This is a genomic window from Pedobacter ghigonis (assembly GCF_903166585.1).
Lineage (GTDB): Bacteria > Bacteroidota > Bacteroidia > Sphingobacteriales > Sphingobacteriaceae > Pedobacter > Pedobacter ghigonis.
Genome location: NZ_CAESCM010000009.1, coordinates 163,039 through 182,396 on the forward strand (window position 1 = coordinate 163,039; position 19,358 = coordinate 182,396).

Annotated in this window: 12 protein-coding genes; 3 read left to right on the top strand and 9 right to left on the bottom strand. The window is 38.9% G+C overall.

The annotated features are described in order from the left end of the window. Positions 1–25 precede the first annotated feature (25 nt). A complete protein-coding gene (locus HWV58_RS14365) occupies positions 26–211 on the top strand; it encodes a hypothetical protein (RefSeq protein ID WP_025141696.1) in 186 nt (61 codons plus the stop codon). A 70-nt stretch (positions 212–281) separates the two neighbouring features. After that, positions 282–845 carry a DUF2911 domain-containing protein gene (locus tag HWV58_RS14370; RefSeq protein ID WP_175634765.1) on the top strand — a complete coding sequence of 188 codons (564 nt, stop codon included), beginning with the start codon at positions 282–284 and terminating at the stop codon, positions 843–845. 75 nt (positions 846–920) lie between these two features. On the opposite strand, the gene HWV58_RS14375 is transcribed toward HWV58_RS14370, so the two are convergent. From HWV58_RS14375 to HWV58_RS14415, 9 genes are all read right to left on the bottom strand, one after another. Further along, the gene (locus HWV58_RS14375; RefSeq protein ID WP_175634766.1) at positions 921–1,379 is read right to left on the bottom strand and encodes a Cif family virulence factor; all 459 of its coding nucleotides are present in this window, start codon (positions 1,377–1,379) and stop codon (positions 921–923) included. 164 nt (positions 1,380–1,543) lie between these two features. Continuing rightward, positions 1,544–3,001 carry a RagB/SusD family nutrient uptake outer membrane protein gene (locus HWV58_RS14380; RefSeq protein ID WP_175634767.1) on the bottom strand — a complete coding sequence of 486 codons (1,458 nt, stop codon included), beginning with the start codon at positions 2,999–3,001 and terminating at the stop codon, positions 1,544–1,546. A gap of 11 nt (positions 3,002–3,012) precedes the next feature. Next, positions 3,013–6,126: a SusC/RagA family TonB-linked outer membrane protein gene (locus HWV58_RS14385; RefSeq protein WP_175634768.1), complete on the bottom strand. Its 3,114-nt coding sequence runs from the start codon at positions 6,124–6,126 to the stop codon at positions 3,013–3,015. A gap of 293 nt (positions 6,127–6,419) precedes the next feature. Beyond that, positions 6,420–7,286 carry a helix-turn-helix transcriptional regulator gene (locus HWV58_RS14390; RefSeq protein ID WP_175634769.1) on the bottom strand — a complete coding sequence of 289 codons (867 nt, stop codon included), beginning with the start codon at positions 7,284–7,286 and terminating at the stop codon, positions 6,420–6,422. Between the two features lie 3 nt (positions 7,287–7,289). After that, the gene (locus tag HWV58_RS14395; RefSeq protein WP_175634770.1) at positions 7,290–7,655 is read right to left on the bottom strand and encodes a VOC family protein; all 366 of its coding nucleotides are present in this window, start codon (positions 7,653–7,655) and stop codon (positions 7,290–7,292) included. Positions 7,656–7,760: 105 nt separating this feature from the next. Continuing rightward, positions 7,761–8,387 carry a response regulator transcription factor gene (locus tag HWV58_RS14400; protein ID WP_175634771.1) on the bottom strand — a complete coding sequence of 209 codons (627 nt, stop codon included), beginning with the start codon at positions 8,385–8,387 and terminating at the stop codon, positions 7,761–7,763. 34 nt (positions 8,388–8,421) lie between these two features. Next, positions 8,422–11,337 carry a ligand-binding sensor domain-containing protein gene (locus HWV58_RS14405; protein WP_175634772.1) on the bottom strand — a complete coding sequence of 972 codons (2,916 nt, stop codon included), beginning with the start codon at positions 11,335–11,337 and terminating at the stop codon, positions 8,422–8,424. A 57-nt stretch (positions 11,338–11,394) separates the two neighbouring features. Beyond that, positions 11,395–13,764, bottom strand: coding sequence for a phosphocholine-specific phospholipase C (locus HWV58_RS14410; RefSeq protein ID WP_175634773.1), 2,370 nt, complete (start codon positions 13,762–13,764; stop codon positions 11,395–11,397). A gap of 258 nt (positions 13,765–14,022) precedes the next feature. Further along, positions 14,023–15,528: a glycerophosphodiester phosphodiesterase family protein gene (locus HWV58_RS14415; RefSeq protein ID WP_175634774.1), complete on the bottom strand. Its 1,506-nt coding sequence runs from the start codon at positions 15,526–15,528 to the stop codon at positions 14,023–14,025. 395 nt (positions 15,529–15,923) lie between these two features. Between HWV58_RS14415 and HWV58_RS14420 the strand changes: the two genes are divergently transcribed. Then, positions 15,924–19,244 (top strand): DUF4175 family protein, encoded by a 3,321-nt coding sequence (locus HWV58_RS14420; protein WP_175634775.1) that lies wholly within the window; start codon positions 15,924–15,926, stop codon positions 19,242–19,244. Positions 19,245–19,358 lie beyond the last annotated feature (114 nt).

Here is a 19,358-nt window from a genome sequence, read left to right on the forward strand (position 1 = left end):
ACTTTGCCTCCAAATAATAAAAAACATGAGTGTACAAGAGAACAGCAGCAATAATTTTAACTGGTTATATTATGCTTTAGGTTTATTCTTCGGAGTTTTAACTGGAGCAATCATTACACAAAACTACATTTTCGCTTTATTAGGTGGTGTTTTAGGTTTGTTAACAGCAGGCTTATTTTTAAACGCTATCGTTAAAGGTAGAAAATACTAATTCATTTTTATTTACGTATAAGCCCTAAAGTGCTGATGCGCTTTATAGGTTACGTCTTAATTCACAGCAGATGAAACATATATTCATTGTTGTTTTCGCTCTTATATGCTTTAGTGCAAAGGCTCAACAGGCCACAGAAGTAAAATTCCCGGCTGCAGACTCTAGTCCTGCAGATATTGTATATTTTCCCTTAAATGCACCAAAAGCAAAAGCCGGCGATTTAACAAAACCGGTAATTAAGGTTGTTTATTCCCGTCCACAGAAAAAAGGGCGCGATATTTTTGGTGTTTTAGAGCAGTACGGAACGGTTTGGCGTTTTGGTGCCAACGAAAGCACCGAGATCCGTTTCTTTAAAAAGGTAAACATAGGCGGAAAGAAAATCAAAGCAGGCACTTATAGCTTATTTGCCATCCCTAATAAAGATACCTGGACCATTATTATTAATAGTGAAACAGATAAATGGGGAGCATTTAGCTATAACCAGGCTAAAGATATCGTAAGGGTAAATGTTCCGGTTAAAACTTTGGCTAAACCAATAGAATATTTCTCTTTAACTTTTACCCCCGCAACCGAAGGCGCCACCCTGATTGCCGGCTGGGATAAAACACAAATAGAATTGCCGATAAACTTTTAAGATCAGCATAACTTTAAATACGAAAGGCCCGGTTTTTACACCAGGCCTTTTTTGCATTTAACATAAAACTAAAATTTAAACCAGTTTTTTAGCCTGGCTTTCGCTGGTAACGAAAACTTTGTATACCTGAGTAATTTTCCACTCTCCTTCTTTATTTTTCTCCATAATTACAAAGTTCTGTTGTGCACCATCAAACAGCTCGTAATTTACATCTACACGGGCAATAACCAACGCATCTGTTTCAGAAACGATGGTAGAGCTGATGTTACAGTCTTTTTGTATTACGCCTTCATCTTTTTTCATTTGAGCCAGAACCTCACTTGCTTTGTGCTTTATCACCCTCACATCCCTGTTCGATGTAAATACGGCATCATCACTTAAAACAGCTTTTAACTTCTTGTAGTCAGAATTCATATAGCTATCCATAAAGTAATTAATAACCGATTTATGGCTTGCAGTGGGTTTTTCCGCTGCTAAAACATTATTTGTGATTGTAATACCTAGTAATAGAATCACCAAAGCTTTTAGTTTCATAACTATCTGTGTTTTTTTATTAAAGATCGGCTACAACGCAGAATAATAATATGCCGATAACACCATAATTATCAGGTAACTAAAATGTGATACTCCAACAAAAAAGCCCTTTCCAATTGGTTTTGGAAAGGGCTGTAAACTGAATTTAATTCAGCAGAAATGGATTAATAACCTGGGTTTTGCTGAGGTTTTAAAACCGGATTAGCATCCAGCTCTAACTGAGGAATCGGAGAAACCAATCTGTTATCACCAGACGGAAAGTTTACAATTTTCCAGTGCACGGTAGAGCCGGTTCTGTCGACACCTTTTTTCGTACGCAACAAATCAAAGAACTTATGTCCTTCGCCATATAATTCTTTATTACGCTCCAACAGTATTTCTTCAATTAAGGCATTGCCTGTGTTTGTCGAAACAACAGTAGCTACACCAGCACGTTGTTGAATAGCCAATAAAGCTTGTTTAGCGGCAGGTTCGTTATTTAATCTGGCTTCTGCTTCTGCCTCTATTAAATACATCTCTGAAGACCGGATTAGCACCTGATTATTAGCAGGAGTAGTTGTAAAGTCGAATTTATTGATCAGATATCCCTCTCCTCTTCTTTTGTAAGCGCCTGTGCTAGCTGCTGCTCCCGGGCTGCTTTTAACCAGAAACTGTTTTTTACGCTCATCGTTTGCGGCAAAAGAATTAAAGAAATCATCAGTAACCCTAAAACTCGAATAACCAGAATCGTAAGGATCGTAAAATGATGATACTGCAAGGAAACCCTGGTTATCATCTGTTCTTACATTGATAGCATAAATCCACTCGCTAGTTGGATTGTTAAAGCCGGTTAACAATGCAGCGGCGGTACTTAATGGCTTTGCTGCACGGGCTAACTTAGCGTAGCGGCTGGCTTCGGCCCAATTACCCATGTTTAAATAAACACGAGCTAACATGCCTTGTATTGCAGGAACACTCATCCTGTAAATACTGGTTCGGCCTGCTGTTGGCAAGTTCGTTTCGGCATATTTCAAATCATCAATAATGAAAGCATACACATCTTTTACTTTGTCTCTGGCAGGTGATGTTTCATCCGGACCTAAAGGTTTCCTTAAAATCGGTACACCAAGGGCGTCAGGATTCACGGCATAAGGTTGTGCAAACCAACGTACCAACCAAAAATAAGTGTAAGCTCTTAACGCTCGCGCTTCGGCCAGATATTCTGTTTTTAAGGCATCGGTTATAGGTGCATCCGGGATGTTCACTACAAACTGGTTCGCATTTGAAATTACTTTATAACTGTACTGCCACCAGGCATAGACATCGCCATTGTTTACTGTTTCTACAAACTGATATTGTGCTACAAACCGGTTATAATTTCCAGCACCGCTCACAATCATCACATCGTTACCCTTAACATCGGCACTTAATATCATATTATTAGTGTAACCCGAAAAGGTAGTCAGATCATAAATACCAGTCATGGCTGCCTGTATTTTTGCTCCTGATGAAAAAGCATCTTTAGCATTTATTTGCTGTGTAGGGGTTACCTGCAAAAATTCTTTCTTGCAGGATGTTGCTCCAACAAGAAGAAGCATTACTCCGGTATATATGGCGGTTTTATATGTTTTTATCTTTCTCATTACTTTATCAATTAAAATCCAACATTAAGACCTAACGTAAATGTTTTAACATTTGGAATATCATTATCAGTTAAACCGGTAAGGGCTGATTCAGGGTCCATACCTTTATGTTTAGCCCAAGTAAATGGATTTTCAGCCATTAAATAAACCCTAACATTTGACAAATGGATAGTTTCTAACCAGTTTTTCTTTAATGAATAGCCCAATGTGATATTTTTAACACGCATAAATGATCCATCGTATAAGAAACGTGACGACTGGCTGTTTCCTAAATCAGTATTATTGATCACAAAACGAGGCACATCGGTTATGTCACCTGGTTTTTGCCAGCTGTTATAATTATCTATTGATAATTGCTTACCAACAGAGCCACCACTATGCATTAAGTTACCGTATAGGGTATCATAAATTTTAGCTCCGGTAGAAAAATAAGTGAATACGCTTAAATCAAATTCCCTGTATCTAAAAGTGTTGTTAAAACCTCCTGTGAATTTTGGTAGCGAAGAACCTAAACCATCATAACGTGTTGCCGTTGACCAGTTTTTTGTTGTAATTCTGTTGCCTGTCGCCTGACCATTTACAATTTCGTCGGTATACCACATTGGTCGGCCATCTGCCGGATCAACTCCTGCATAATCACGTAAATACCATTGATATCTGTCAGCTCCCACTTTCCATCTTTTAGTACCATCAATTACCTCATTTTGGGTCATTGCATTGATTTTGTTTCTATTTGAAGTAATGTTAAAGGAGATGTTCCAATCGAAATCTTTGGTTTTAACCGGGTTTCCGTTTAATAAAATTTCTACACCGTAATTATCCATTGAAGCAAGGTTTGTAGTCAAATTATCAAAACCAGTCAACCTTGTAAGGGGCTGATCAAACAATAAGCCTTTAGACCCTCTTTTGTAATACGAGGCTTCACCACTAATTTTTCCTTTCAGGAAAGCGAACTCCACACCAATATCTAAAGTTGAATTCTGCTCCCATTTCAGATTTACATTTTCGAGCTGAACGTAGTTAATACCAGATTGTCCTTCGTAGTTTTTGCCAAGGCCATATAAACCCTGTGCTGCATAACGATCAATTCTGTCGTTACCTGAAGTACCATAACTGGCTCTTAACTTTAATTCATCAATCCAGTTTACATCTTTTAAGAAATTCTCTCTGCCGATGCGCCATCCACCACCAACAGAATAAAACGTTCCATATTTATTGTCGTTTCCAAAAACAGATGAACCGTCTCTTCTTAAACTTCCAGATAGATAATACTTACCTGCGTAGTTATATTGCAAACGCGAAAAATACGAAGCAAACCTTTGTTGGGTATAGTAAGACTCTACTCTCGAAGGCGTTGATGCTGCAATTTGCTCATTAGTGCCGGGGAAAGGGAATCCTGTAACCTGCGAATAGTTATAATCACGTTTTGAACGGTACGCTTCCTGGCCTAATAAAACATCGAAATTATGCTGATTGAAAGTTTTGTTATAGGTTAAAGTATTTTGAAACGTTACGGTAACATCCTCTTTTGAATAACGGTATGCACGTCCTTTTACACTCACACCATCGCCATGCTCCATGTTGTAGAACTGACGCTCGCGGTTATTGATGTAATCAACTCCCACCATACTTTTAGCAACAAAATCTTTTAAAAACCGAACCTCAGCATAAGGACTGGTGATAACCCTATTGGTTATGGTATTGTATTCATTCAGTTTAGATAAACCTATGGGGTTAAAATCTGGTGTAACCGGGTTAACATAGTTGTAAACAGGATTTCCGGTAGCATCATATACTACGTTCCCGTTTGCATCGCGTACATATAATGGGTAAATATTGGCTGTTTGATCGGCAAAGTTTACCGGGTTATCAGAACCAGTACTTCCGGCTGGAGTGTTTTGCTCGGTGCGGGTCAAACTGTTGTTAATACCAACTTTTAAGAAATCAGTAACATCGGTATTGAAGTTAAATTTGCCAGAATAGCGTTTAAAATCTGAACGGATTACAATACCATTTTGTTCAAAGTAACCACCTGAAACAAAGAATTTGCTCCTATCATTACCGCCGCTAGCTGATAAATCGATATTTTTAGTTACGCCTCTGCGTAATACTTCATCACGCCAATCAGTATCGTAAAGCAATGATGCTCCATTAGCCAATACGCCATTTGCTGCGTAAGGATTAGCGGTGTTGTATGGATTTACCACCAATTTACCAATGGTTAATCCATTTGCCGCAGTAGCTGCAGCATCAGGAGCTAAACCCGCTGCCAAACGCTGTGCATAATAAACATCCCAAAATGTTTTGTAATACTGCGTGGCATCCATTACCTCGTGCTTATCTACTGCCTGGTAAGAATAGCCAGTGCTAGAGCTTAAATTCAATTTAGTTTGGCCCGCTTTTCCTTGCTTTGTTGTGATCAATACCACACCATTTGCTGCCCTCGAACCGTAAATAGCTGCTGCAGTTGCATCTTTTAATACAGTAACCGAAGCAATATCGTTAGGGTTAATAGAAGAAAGCACATCAGAAGTTTGTGCAACAGAACTTAAATCGCCATTGGTAATGGCAATACCATCTACTACATAAAGTGGGGTACTCGAAGCCGTGAAGGAACCTACTCCACGAATCCTAACAGTAGAAGTAGCACCCGGTTGACCAGATACGCTGGTAACCTGCACACCTGCTGCTGCTCCTTGTAAAACCTTTTCAAAAGAAGTAACCGGACGATCTTTAAAAACATCCTCTTTAACTACCGCTGCAGATCCCGTAAAGTTTTCTTTCTTTACCGTTCCGTAACCGATAACCATTACATCCTGCAAGTTTTTGGCCGATGATACCAGGTGAATAGTTAACGTTTGGCCGGTTATTTTTACCTCTTGCTCAGTATAACCAACGTAGCTTAGAATTAATGCTTCTGCATTTTGGGGTACAGAAATAGAGAAAGTACCCTGTCCTGTGGTTTGGGTTACCTGCGTGGTTCCCTTTAATTTTATGGATACTCCAGGCAATGGCAAGCCATCGTCTGCGTCAACCACCTTTCCGGTTATGGTCTTATTTTGCGCAATGGCATTAAAATAAGACAAAACCGTAACCATAAAAATCAATAGTAATTTTTGTTTCATGTTTGGAAATAAATAGTTAGTAATTAATTAGTTCTTCAGTTTTCAGCGGGGATGTGCACAAAACCAAATCAATGAGCAATGTAGGTAGTTGAGAAATCCAAAAATATGCGAAAGTCACCATTTTGGCTTAAACGGCAGTATTAAACGCAAAAAAGCAAACTCCAATCCTGGCAGTTTGCTTTTTTAATCATTATTAACCTAAACAGGAAAAAACTTCTACAAATTGTCCTGCAAGAGCTTCAAAAATAGTTTCATCTGTATATACAAAATATGCAGATATCACTATTTGTATTTTAATTCAACCTACTCTTCTTATACTTTAAAGGAGTGATATTGAATGTATGTTTAAATAACCTGATGAATGAACTTGGGCATTCGAACCCAACCAAACCCACTATTTCATTCAAAGAATAAGAAGTGGTTTGCAATAGTTTTTTAGCGCGGTTTAACCTCAGCTGCATTAAAAACTGATAAGGGCTAATTTCGTACGCTTCTTTAAATGTTCGCAGCAAATGGTTAACCGATAAACAAGCCTGTTCTGCAATTTGCTCCAGTGTAATGTTCTGGTCGTAATTGCTGCTGATGTACTCTTTGGCCAGTGTTAACCTTTTTAAAACCTCCTGACGGGTTTTTGTCTTGATAAAGCTTAATTTATCCAGTTTCTGTACTACTTCTTTATCGTAAATTTTATAATAGTTGAGCAGGCAGTGGTATAAATACTCGTTGATGAGCATTTCATCTTTTAAACCTTTATCGAGCTGGTTTTTAAGGTGCAGCACGTTAAAGCGCATATCGCCAGCGAAAGGGTATAAAGATTCCATAAAATCAGGCATTTCGTTAGCCTCTTTTCCATCCAGCAAATTTTCATTGCTGTACGAAAAACTACGGTGAAAATCTGCGATAAAACGCTCGCCAAAAGAAACGGCAAATGTATTTACCGGACTAATAGAATCTATTTTGCTGCTAAAATTGCTCCCTGCATTTACCACCGCAAAAGTATCGGGGTAAATATTGAATTTACGTTTATTGATTTCGCAGGTTTCGGCACCATTAAAAACGAATTTAATGGTATACGCATCATTCTGCTGTTCGTACAAGGCTTCGCAAGTGCTTTCACTTACAATCTTGTTCCTGTTGCTTAATTCTTTTACGTATCTCATGGCTTAGTCCTCATTGTAGTTACGTTGCTCCAAAATGGTAAAATCGTTACCATAGGGATCAGAAAATTCGACACTTAAACCTTCGCTCAGGTAAGCTGGTGCTTTTTTAAAAACCACACCTCGCGATTTTAACCTGCAATAATCTTCTAAGCAATCATCGCTGGTTAATATTATTTTACGGGTTTGGTTCTGGTGTTTTTCTTCCGAAAGAAAAAGATGGGTATCCTGATCGACTTTTACCAGCAGCCCTTTTTCCTTTCCAGAAATCATGGTGGCCTCGGTAGGCATACCTAAACAATTGGCATAGTAGCTTTCTGCATCATTTAGTTGCTTAACTTGCACATAAAAAGATTTTGCAGATTGGCTCATTTGCGTGTTTAATTGTATGATGTAAAATTAAACCGAAAATGAACCGAAAGGATCACCCAAAAAGGGTGATTTTAGCATTATTTTTTACCAAAAATGTGTTATTGATTAAATAAACCGCTTTTCTTTAGCTGTTTTAATCGCGTCTGATTTTGAATTTACATCCAGTTTGATGTAGATATTTTTGACGTGGCTCCGTACAGTTTCCTGGTCTATAAACAAATCGTTGGCGATCTGTGATTTGGTTAATCCGTTTGCGATGCGTTCTAATATTTCAGTTTCGCGCTTGGTTAATGGAGAATCAAGGTTCTTTTGGAAAGAATGCATCACTATCCTGGCCACATTGGTACTCATGGCCCCACCACCGGTACTTACTTCCCTAACTGCATCTATAATTTTTGCTGCGCTTGAGTTTTTAGTCAGATAGCCCCCCGCTCCCATTGTTAAAGCTTCGAAAACAAGCTCGGGTGAATCAAAAACGGTTAAAATGATAATATGGGTATGTGGAAGTGCTTTTTTTATAAATGGTAATGCCTGTAATCCGTTCGTACCTGGCATCTGGATATCAAGTAAGATTACATCGGGCTGATCGGCAACCAGCTGTTTTTTGGCTAAATCGTAGGATGTGTAAGAATTTACAACAGAAAACTCAGTTACATCGGTTAATAACGATTCGTAACCCATTCTTATAATGTCATCGTCTTCAATTAAAACGATTCGTAAATTTTGGCTCATTTGGGATGGTGTTTTTATTTAGATGCTTTTTACCTCATTTTGTAACAGGAATTCTTGTAGAAATTGTTGTTGTGGTCCCTTTTCCTTTAATTGACGAGATTTCGAAGGTAGATTTAATGCGTTTGCAGCGCGTTTGGATATTATTTAAACCCCTTCCGCGCTCTACCGATCCCAGGTCAAAACCGTCACCATCATCCGTTGTTAAGATATTTATGGTATTGTGATCTGTTTCGATTACCATAATTAGCACTTGGCTTGCATTGGCATGTTTTAGCACATTATTGAGCATCTCTTTAAAGATAAGCGTGAGGTTGCGGTTAAACTCCATCGATAAATGTAGTTTCTGATATTCACTTAATACCCCTTCCATTTTAAATTCTACGCCAGTATTTTGGAAAAGATCTATCCCGAAATTTTTGATATGCACCAATATTTCGAACAGGTTATCACTATGCGGATCTAAGGCCCACAGAATATCCTTTGTTCCGGTGTAAAGCAACCCTGCGTTTTCCCTGATCATTTTAATCAGCTCTTTCTGCTCTTTTTGTGTGCCGTCTACTTTTTTATCCAAAATCTCCGACAAAACATTAATCCGCGTAAGCTTATTGCCGATATCATCGTGAAAATCTTCTGCAGTTTGCTTTCTGATTTTTTCCTGCTCCTTTAACTTCAGTTTCTCCATCTGGAATTTTTTCCGTTCACGGGTTTTAAAAATCAGGTAGAAAATCAGCCAGATTAAAAATATAAGCACCAAAAATGCGATTACCTTAAACCAGATGGTATCGTAAAATGGCGGCACAATAGTAAAACTGAATTGCTCGACATTGGATTGCTGTCCGTTCGCAATGGCATATACCTGAAAAGTATAACTTCCGGGCCTGATGGCCGAATATTCAATTTCGGTATTGGGTACCGGTTTGCTAAAATCGTTATCTGCTCCAACAAGTTTATACCGGTAAAGCACACTTTCGGGGCTGGTGAGGTAAACGCCTTTAAAACTAATTGAAATGTGGTTTTGGCTATAGTTGAGCTTGTAAAATTTATCTCCCCGCCCGTTCAGATCAACCGAAAGATCTTTTGAACGATCGTTTTTGTGATAAATACTTACCTGCTGAATATGGATGAATGGATTTTTTTTGGTCTCAGCAGAGGTAAGCACCTTGCACCGAACAAGACCAGTAATTGTACCAACCAATATGCTGTTTTTGTAATGGAGAATAGCATTTTGGTTGCACTCTACAATAAGCGGGTGATCTCTAAATACCGTATAACCATTTTCTGCCTTGTTAAAGGTGAGTTTATTAATCCCTCGTCCGGTTCCCACCCAAAGCTTATCGCGGTTGTCAATTGCCAAACTGTAAATATCGTTCGAATTTAAACCATTGGCCACAACATAGCGTTTAATGCCTTTTGTTTTAACGTTCCAGGTTACAATACCATCACCAAGCGTAGCAAAAATTATATTATCGCCATGCTTAATCATGCTTAAAACATATACATTGTCAAGCTGCTTAATTTTAAATGAACGATCTACCTTTTTGTTCCTGATTAAGGTAAGACCTTTCGATGTACCCAGCAATATGCTATCCTTGCTTAGCGGGTAAATGCATGAAGAATAGCCATCAAAACCGGTTATTTTCTCTGTTTTGCCATCTTTCAAATAAGTTGATGTCATGGGGCCGTTGATCCAGATTCCACCTTCCAGATCTTCAACGATGGAGCTATTGTCAAAACGATCGGGTTTTAATATCTGGATGAACTGTTTTCCATTATACTTCCAAACACCATTATTATACACCGAAATCCATACGTTTTTGGCTTTATCGGCATATACAAAGTATATTTTTTTGCCCATAAAATCAGGCAAATTGATCTCCTCTACCTCGTTACCATCGTACTTAAAAAGGCCTCGGTTATAGGTCCCAATCCATAAACGATCATTTTTATCAGCGGCTATACCACTTATCGGATAAGCAACATTCTGCCCTTTAAATGTATTGTAGCGTATAAAAGCATCGCCTTCGTATTTATAAATCCCATCACTAAAACACGAGATCCAGATGTTATTTTCTGCATCGCTGAAAATCTTATCTACCTGGTTATCGCTTAAGCCATTTTCGCCGTTAAACCTGGTGATAATGCCATCCTTACCGATAAGATAAGCTCCCCTTTCACTGCCAACCCACATATTTCCTTTGTTATCCTGCTCTAAAGAATAGTAAGTATCTATATCAGGATTTTGGAAAAAGAGTCTGGTCGCACCGTTTTCGAGTACGTAAACCCCCTTTTGATAGGTCAGCAAATAGATTTTGTTATCAATCTTTTTATCAAAAAGGATTTCTCTGATGGCAAAGGCCTGTATCTCGTATGGTAATACCTGGTTAATAGCCCATGTATCGCCACTAAGTTTATAAATGCCATCTCCTGAAACTAAAGCATATAAATCGCCGTGCCGATCTGCTTTTATGGTGCTTACCTTTCGGTTCTTGAAGGGATAAAAGACAAGCTTTCCTTTCTCGACTTTAAAAAGCTGGTGCTCGGTTAGCCCCCAGATTGCTCCTTTTTTATCTTTAAGTAAATGGGTAACTACCTGTCCTGAGTATAAAGTGCTTATTTTACCTTTTTTTAAGATATTGATACCTCTTTCGGTACCAAAAAGCATCTGTCCCTGATTATCCTCAACAATGCTGTTTACCGAGTTCGAGCCCAGTCCTTCTGCTTTGCTGTATGAGATAAATTCTTTACCATCAAAATTACTTACCCCGCCAAAAGTTCCAAGCCAAAGCGTTCTGTCTTTTGCCTGATAAATTACCATCACCTGCGATTGCGGCAGGCCATCTTTTAGACTGTAATTTGTAAAGTTATAGCTTTGGGCAGATAGCTTTAAGCTAAAAAGCAAAATGAAAGAAATTATGAAATTTACCTTGATTATAGACAGTTTACTGTACATGTAATACAAAATAAGCATAATTTCTTTCAAAAGCGATCCCCCTTTTTGGGGGATATTTTATACGTTCCCCATGTAAGGGTCGGTTTGGGTAATTTCGCCGGTTTCTATTTTTCCGGCGTACCGATGTTTAAACACCGGATTACCTGCCTGTACAACACTGTAATCGTACCAATTTGCACTTTTTGCCTGATTTAAAACTACATTACTACTTGCTTTAGGCTTAAGTGTTAAAGTTTTAGGTGCCGATTTGTATTTATTATCGATAATTTGAATAGTTATTGCGGCCGTACTTTTGTTCTCTATAGAGATTACCAGATTACCGCTCAGCTTTTTAGTTACCAGGCCATTTTGTTCGGGATATACCTTTACTGCAATGGCAGGATTTTTCTTACTACCAGCAAAGCTCCTGTAAAAACCATTCGGACCACTTATCGCCAAATCGTAAATTTCGTTATCGAAATCAGCGATATCAATGCTGTCTTTTAAAACATCGCCAGCTTTTACCGCGTAAGCCCAGGTTTTACCTGCAACCCCTTTAAATTTGGCAATGGTATTCATGTTAAAGGGTGCACCAACAGTTTCGGTAGCATTGCCAAACAAAGTTTTTGCCGATTGAAAAGTTAATTCTAAAGTGTTATTATTTAGCGCTGCATCGACCATTAAATGGTAAGGCAATGCGCAAGCGGGCTTAGCCCCACTTTCCTGACGTGGTGCATGGCTCGATGTTTCACGTGAAAAGGACTCAAATTTATTGATTTTAGCCACTTCTGTCTTATTCAATGCTGTTGGTCCAACCTGTGCGGGCTTGTTTCTGGCATTCCCAATGTTGGTTACTACGGCCTCCCTTTTTAGTGGATCAGGAGAATGAATTTTCTCACCGTTATATGGCCTGAATACCGAAGTTAAATCGCCACAGATGTTTCTGCGCCAATCGCTAATGTTATTGCTTTTTATAGCCTTACCTGTTTTTTTGGCAAGCCATTTTTCCATAAACATTATCGAAGAAGTATGATCGAAAACCTGCGAATTTACAAAGCCGCCTTTGCTCCACGGCGAGGCCACCACCAGTGGAACGCGGTAACCCAAACCAATAGGACTTCCCTTTCTGGCTTCGAAATCAGTGGCATAGTTTATACCTGCTGAAACTTTTCCGGTTGAAGGATCGTTAGGAGTTGGTACAACAAATGGTGGCTGATGATCGAAATAACCATCATTTTCATCGTATGTTAAAATGAAGATCGTTTTTTTCCAAACCTCAGGGTTTTTGGTTAAAATATCTAAAGCCTCACTTACGTACCAGGTACCATACAATGGCGAACTGGTATGATCGGAAAAGCGCTGTGGTGCCACCAACCACGAAACAGCAGGCAGTTTACCTGTATCAACATCCTTTCTGAACTGGTGAAAAATATCTCCTTTCGGAATATTAATAGTTTCAGATTGCCCCTGATCGTTTTTAAAGGTAAAAGGCTCAAGTTCCAGGTAGTCTTTTTGAGAAATATTGGTCGTAAAAGCTTTGTCTACCAGGTTCTTTTCCTTTTGAGAAAGTTTATCATATTTCTCCTGAACTTCTTTAGCAGTTAGCGCTGGTTTAACGGTATTATCACCATTTTTTCTAAAATAAGCCGATAATTTTACGTTATGCCTGCTAATATATTCAACTGGGTTATCTCCATAATTTCCCAACCAATCATCTATCTCACCTTCGGGTAACTTAGATGTCCAGAGTTCGTTCTGATAAATACGCCAGTCGATACCATTATCTTCCAGTGTTTCCTGAAAAGTTGGCCAATCTACAAACACATTGTTTTGCGATTCTGCCTGATCGTTATTCACTACAGCAACCCGGTTTGCACTTTTTTCGCCACGAATTGTACCGGTAAAAAAGAAGAGCCGGTTTGGCGTGGTTCCGGTTAACGACGAACAGAAATGCTGATCACAAATGGTAAAAGCATCGGCCATAGCATAATAGAAAGGAATATCGTTCCGATCGTAGTAAGCCAAAGTCATTGGCGTTTTAACAGGCAGCCATTTATCGTAACGTCCGCCGTTGCGTGCTGCTACCTGATCGTTCCAGGAGTGTGGCAAACCACCTTGCCAGGTAATTTTTGTTTTGTTAATGTCGACATGAAAAGGCGCATAAGTGTAACCTTGCCCGTCTTTCTGCAGCCAAACTTTGTTGCCATCGGGCTGAATGTGTGGATGTGGATCGTTAAATCCGCGTACACCTTTCATTTTACCAAACATGTGATCAAACGACCTGTTCTCCTGCATCAGGAAAACAATGTGTTCGGCATCGTAAAATGTAGTGCCAGGCTCGGGGTTAATGGCCATGGCTTTTAGTACCGAACTGGGCAGGGTATTGGCCATGCCAGTGGCTCCGGCAAACAAGGCCGCTTTTTTTAGAAATTCTCTACGTGAGTCCATAAATTATACAATATAGCTTAGATATCGCAAGTTATCGTTTTCAGTTGGCAATTTTCAGATAGCAGTTTGTAATTTTCAGTTTACCAATTTTCTTTCCGAAGTCCTTAATTAGAGTACAAGTCGAGTAAGGGGCTCATCTCAACGCAGTTTTCAGTTAACAGTATTCGGTTAACCAGTTAACCCAGGCAATGGAACAATTTTCAGCTGGCAGTTACCAATGAACCAAACCATCTTCCATCATACCTACACCATCTTACATTATTTTTGGTAAACCCTTACATAATCAACCTTCATGGTTGCGGGAAAAATAGTATCGTCTACTCCTTTTTTTCCGCCCCAGCCACCGCCAACGGCTACATTTAAGATAATATGGAAATTCTGGTCGAAGGGCCAATCGCCTGGACCTTTTTTGGTATTGTTAAAGGTGAGGTATTTTTCGTCGTCGATAAAAAAGTCGATCCTATCGGCAAACCACTCGATGGCATAAACATGGTAGGCTGTGTATGGGTTGGCTACTTTTAAAGCTTTACCAACCTGTGTTTTAATGATGTGGTTAAACTTCTCCGTATGCACGGTACCATGCACACTGTCGGGATCATAACCTACATGTTCCATAATATCGATTTCGCCGCTTTTTGGCCAGCCGCCATATTTAGCGTTGGTAGGTAGCGCCCAAATTGCAGGCCATAAGCCCCGCCCCTTCGGTAACATGGCCCTTACTTCTACCCTGCCATATTTAAAATCGAATTTGTTTTTGGTTACCAGCCTCGCCGATGTATAATGATTGTTTTCTTTATCGGCTTTTACAGCTGTAATATTCAGATTGCCTTTTTTAACTACTGCATTCGTACTATCAGCGTCGGTATAATATTGCAATTCATTATTTCCCCAGCCTTTACCCCCTACATCGTAACTCCAGTTCTTGCTTAAGGCCAGGCCTGCATCATTAAATTCATCGCTCCATTTTAATTTCCAACCACTAACCAAAGGTGTCTTTTTTATTTCTTCGAAAAGTAATTCGGGTTCGTTAGTAGTTATGTATTCAACCTGATATGCCAGCAGCCATTGCATCTCCGGTACAGTATTAACCGTCCAGGCGTTTACAGTAAGTCCGAGTTTTTGTGCATTTTCTATCCAGTTGTCTTTCTGGTACACGCTGTAGTGATAATCTACCCCGGTTAATTTGTCGGCTTTCATTTGTTCGGCACTAATATCTCCTTTCAGGTAGGCTACTTTTGCCTTTGGTAACAGCGCCAAAATGCGCTTGCAGTAATCGTAATCGAAGCTGATATATTCTGTCCATTCAATCACTTTTAACTTTTGAACCATCTCCACGCACTTATTCGTTACTTCGATTCCGCGCTCTTTACTAATTAACGATGGTTTTATCTCCAGAATGAGTTTGGTTGTTTTTTGTTTTTTACCCGCAAGCAAATAAGCTTCTAAAGTGGGGATCTTCTCTCCATTACTCATCGTTTTAGTGAGCAAATCTGCATAATTTACCTTCTCGATAGTTAACCCCTGAAATTCGGGGTCGTGATTTACAACTAAAATATTATCAGCTGTCATCCATACATCGAATTCAGAACCATAACAACCCAATTTTACAGCTTCGTTTAGAGATGCGATTGAATTTTGAGGAAAATTATTCTTTTTCCATGCGCCCCTGTGTGCAATTACCTGGTTTTTGTTCCAGTTAAACTTTTGGGCAAAAGAAGCAGTAAAAATGAACAACATCAGTGCAGAAATAAATACTTGTTTCATGTTTGTTATGATTATACAAAAATCAAAAGTAGATTTTTATGGGAATAACCGTTTAAAATCTATGTAACCTTTGTATTAATAAAAACAAGATAAAGATTTTAAATTAATTCGGCTGCAAGCTTAAAGCTCTGGCAGCATAGTTACCGCCAAAAACCTAATGCTTTGTTAAATAAACCCGATTGACGCGGAAACCAAAAGCCTTTTCAGCTTTTGTTTAAGCAAAAGCGGAGCTGAAAACCGCCATAAAACACCATACATTGTTTTCCAAATAAACAGCTGCAACTTTTCGCACTAACCTCAATTATCAATCAAATGATAAACTATTTGAAATAAAGGCGTTACCTTAACAAGCTTTACTTTCAATTGATTGTAACTATTTTTACATTTACAGTGATATGGTGAGCAATAACTACAACGACTTATTAAGGAAGATAGACGAGTTTATCCGCAAATTTTATTTGAATAAGATTTTACGCGGTAGTATCTACGTTGCGGCTATACTTTTAGGGCTCTATTTGCTCGTGTTTTTAAGCCTGTATTATTTAAATCCCGGGGCAGGTTTTAAAACTTTTGTTTTCTTTGCCTACCTGCTTACCAGTTTGGTGTTAATTGGTTTTTTAATTCTGAAACCACTCCTATCGATGCTAAAACTGGGAAAACACTTATCTTTTGATGAAGCATCGGTAATTATCGGCGATCATTTTGCTGATATTAAAGATAAACTGCTCAACACTTTACAACTCCACCACCTTTCAGAAAAATCGCCCGAAAATAACCAGCTAATCCTGGCCAGTATCGATCAAAAAATTCTGGAACTTAAACCCGTTCCCTTTTACACTGCAATAAGTATAAACGACAACCGTAAATATTTAAAATACCTGTTTGTTCCACTTTCAATTATCCTTTTAATTGGTATCATTGCCCCGGCCATTTTACGCGAAGGCACGAACAGTTTCTTTAAATACGATGAATACATTGCACCCAAAGCACCTTTTGCATTTACCGTTTTAAATAAGAACCTAACGGTTACACAGGGTGATGATGTTACGCTAAATATTAAGCTAACCGGCGATCAGTTACCAGCGGAAGTATATGTAGAAGATGGAAAAAACACCTACAAAGCCGAAAAAGATGGCACCACGAGATTCAATTACCACATTAAAAATATTCAGGCCGATAAAAAACTGGTTTTTAAAGGTGGTGGTTTTAGTTCTTCAACATTTACGGTTACGGTTAAACCCCGCCCCGAATTGCTCAATGCAACTGCCACCCTTACTTTCCCATCCTACCTGGGCAAAAAAGCTGAAACAATTTCGAATGTTGGCGATATACTTTTACCCGAAGGCACGAAAGTAAACTGGAATTTCAAGACCGAAAAAAGCAGTGTGCTCCTGTTTATGCTAAACGGAACCGAAAACACACTTAAAATTGATGATGATGTTGCCGCCTTTAGTGCCACCATTAAAAATAATTCGAAATACAGCATCACGCCAAAAAACGAATTTGTAACCCTTCGCGATTCGCTTTCGCACCAGATTACCGTAATTAAAGATCAGGCTCCGGGCATTAATGTACTAGAGCAACCCGATTCGGTAAGTAACAAAGCGCTGTATTTTAATGGCCAGGTAAGTGATGATTATGGCTTCAGCCGCCTCAGTTTCAAATACAATATTAAAGAAAACAACCGGATTGTAAGCTCGGTGACTAAAAATATCCCAATCAAGAGCAATGCCACAGAAAATAGTTTCTTTTTTTTCTGGGATATTAAAACAGTTGCTGCCAAACCCGGACAGGAAATTGAATACTATTTCGAAGTAGCTGATAACGATGGTGTTAATGGTGCTAAAACCACCCGATCGGAAATCAAAACCTTTAAACAGCCTACCAAAAAAGAAACTGCAGAGCAGGTTATTGCTAACAGTCAGGCCCTTAAACAAAAAATGCAGTCAGCTATCCGTTTAGCCAATACTATCGAAAAGGAAAGTAAGAAAGTGGCTGAAAGTCTGATTGATAAGAAACAGATTTCGTTCGAAGATAAAAAACAAATTGAAGCCCTCCTGGATAAACAAAAACAGCTTGATGAGGCCGTAAAAGAGATTAAAGAACAAAACGAGAAAAACATTCAGCAGCAGGAAGACCAAAAGCAAACTGAAGAGCTGATGGAAAAACAAAAACAGATTAAAGACCTGTTTGATAATGTTTTAGACGAAAAAACGAAAGAACTTTTACAAAAGCTTCAGAATCTGATTAATGAGAAAAATAAAGATCAGACCCAAAATGAGCTTTCCAAAATGCAGCTGGATAATAAAACACTTAAAAATGAGCTGGATAGAATTTTAGAGCTCTATAAACAGCTTGAATTTGAACAGCAGCTCCAAAATGATATTAACCGATTAAACGAACTGGCTAAAGAGCAAAAAGAGCTGGCAGAGCAAACCAAAGATAAAAAGCAGGATAACGAGACCTTAAAGCAGAAACAGGATGCCCTGAATATGGAAATGAAAGACCTGAAAGACGATCTGAAAAAGCTGGAAGAAAAAAACCAATCGCTAGAAAGACCTAACCAATTCGAAAACCCCGAAAAAGAAGTACAGGACATCCAAAAAGAGCAGCAAGACAGTAAGGATGCCTTAGATAAGAAAGATTCGAAAAATGCCAGCCAGAAACAGCAGAAAGCGGCCGATCAGATGGAAAAGCTATCGAAAAAAATGAGCGATATGCAGCAACAAGGCGAAGAGATGGAAAATAATCTGAATGCCAAAGAGTTACGCAGGCTACTGGAGAACCTCTTAACCACTTCCTTCGATCAGGAAAAAGTAATGCTGGCCCTTAAAAAAATGACTGCTGCTGATCCGGCTTATACCAGTAATGTACAAAAGCAACGTAGCATTAAAGATAACCTTAAAACCATTGCCGATAGCCTTTACAGCTTAAGCAAGCGTGTTCCACAAATAGAATCGACGGTTAATGATGAAATGAATAAAATTAACTTTAACCTCGATAAGAGTTTAGAAAGCCTGGGAGATAGAAGAACAGCTGAGGCCAATCGTTTTCAGCAGTTTACCATGACTTCTATCAATAACCTTACCCTCATGTTAAGCGAAGCCCTAAACCAGCTGCAAAACATGCAGAAAAACAGCAAAGGTGGCGGTAGTGGTAAAAAACAGAAACAAGGCATGAAACAGCTTTCACAAATGCAGGAACAGCTAAATAAAAACATGCAGAAGGCACGAGAGCAGATGCAGAAACAGGGCGGTAATCAAGGTACAGTTGGCAAGGGTCCAATGAGCCAGGAGTTTGGTAAAATGGCCCAGCAGCAGCAAATGATTCGCCAGGCATTGGAAAAGATAAACCGCGAAGAGAATAAGAATGGTACGGGTAAAATCGGTAACCTAAACGAAGCCATTAAGGAAATGAAACAAACCGAGAGTGATCTGGTAAATAAACGATTGCAACAGGAAACCTTAAACAGGCAAAAAGAGCTGCTTACTAAGCTATTGGAAGCAGAAAAGGCCGAACGCGATCAGGAAGAAGATTCGAAACGCGAAAGTAAGGCCGCTAAGGAGTTCCCCCCTTCGTATCAGAAAATGCTTAAAGATTACCAGAAACAACAGCAGAATGGAAACGACATGCTGCAAAAATTACCTCCTGCTTTAAATTATTACTACAAAAATAAAATAGCCGAGTATTTAAAATCGTTGAATTTGGTACAATAGTTCAATTTATTCGTCTTGCTGATCCGATAGCTATCGGATTTATTTCAGCATCTCTTAAATAAAATAGAGACGGGGCAACGAATTCTTTAATATTACTAAATTTGCAACCATAAC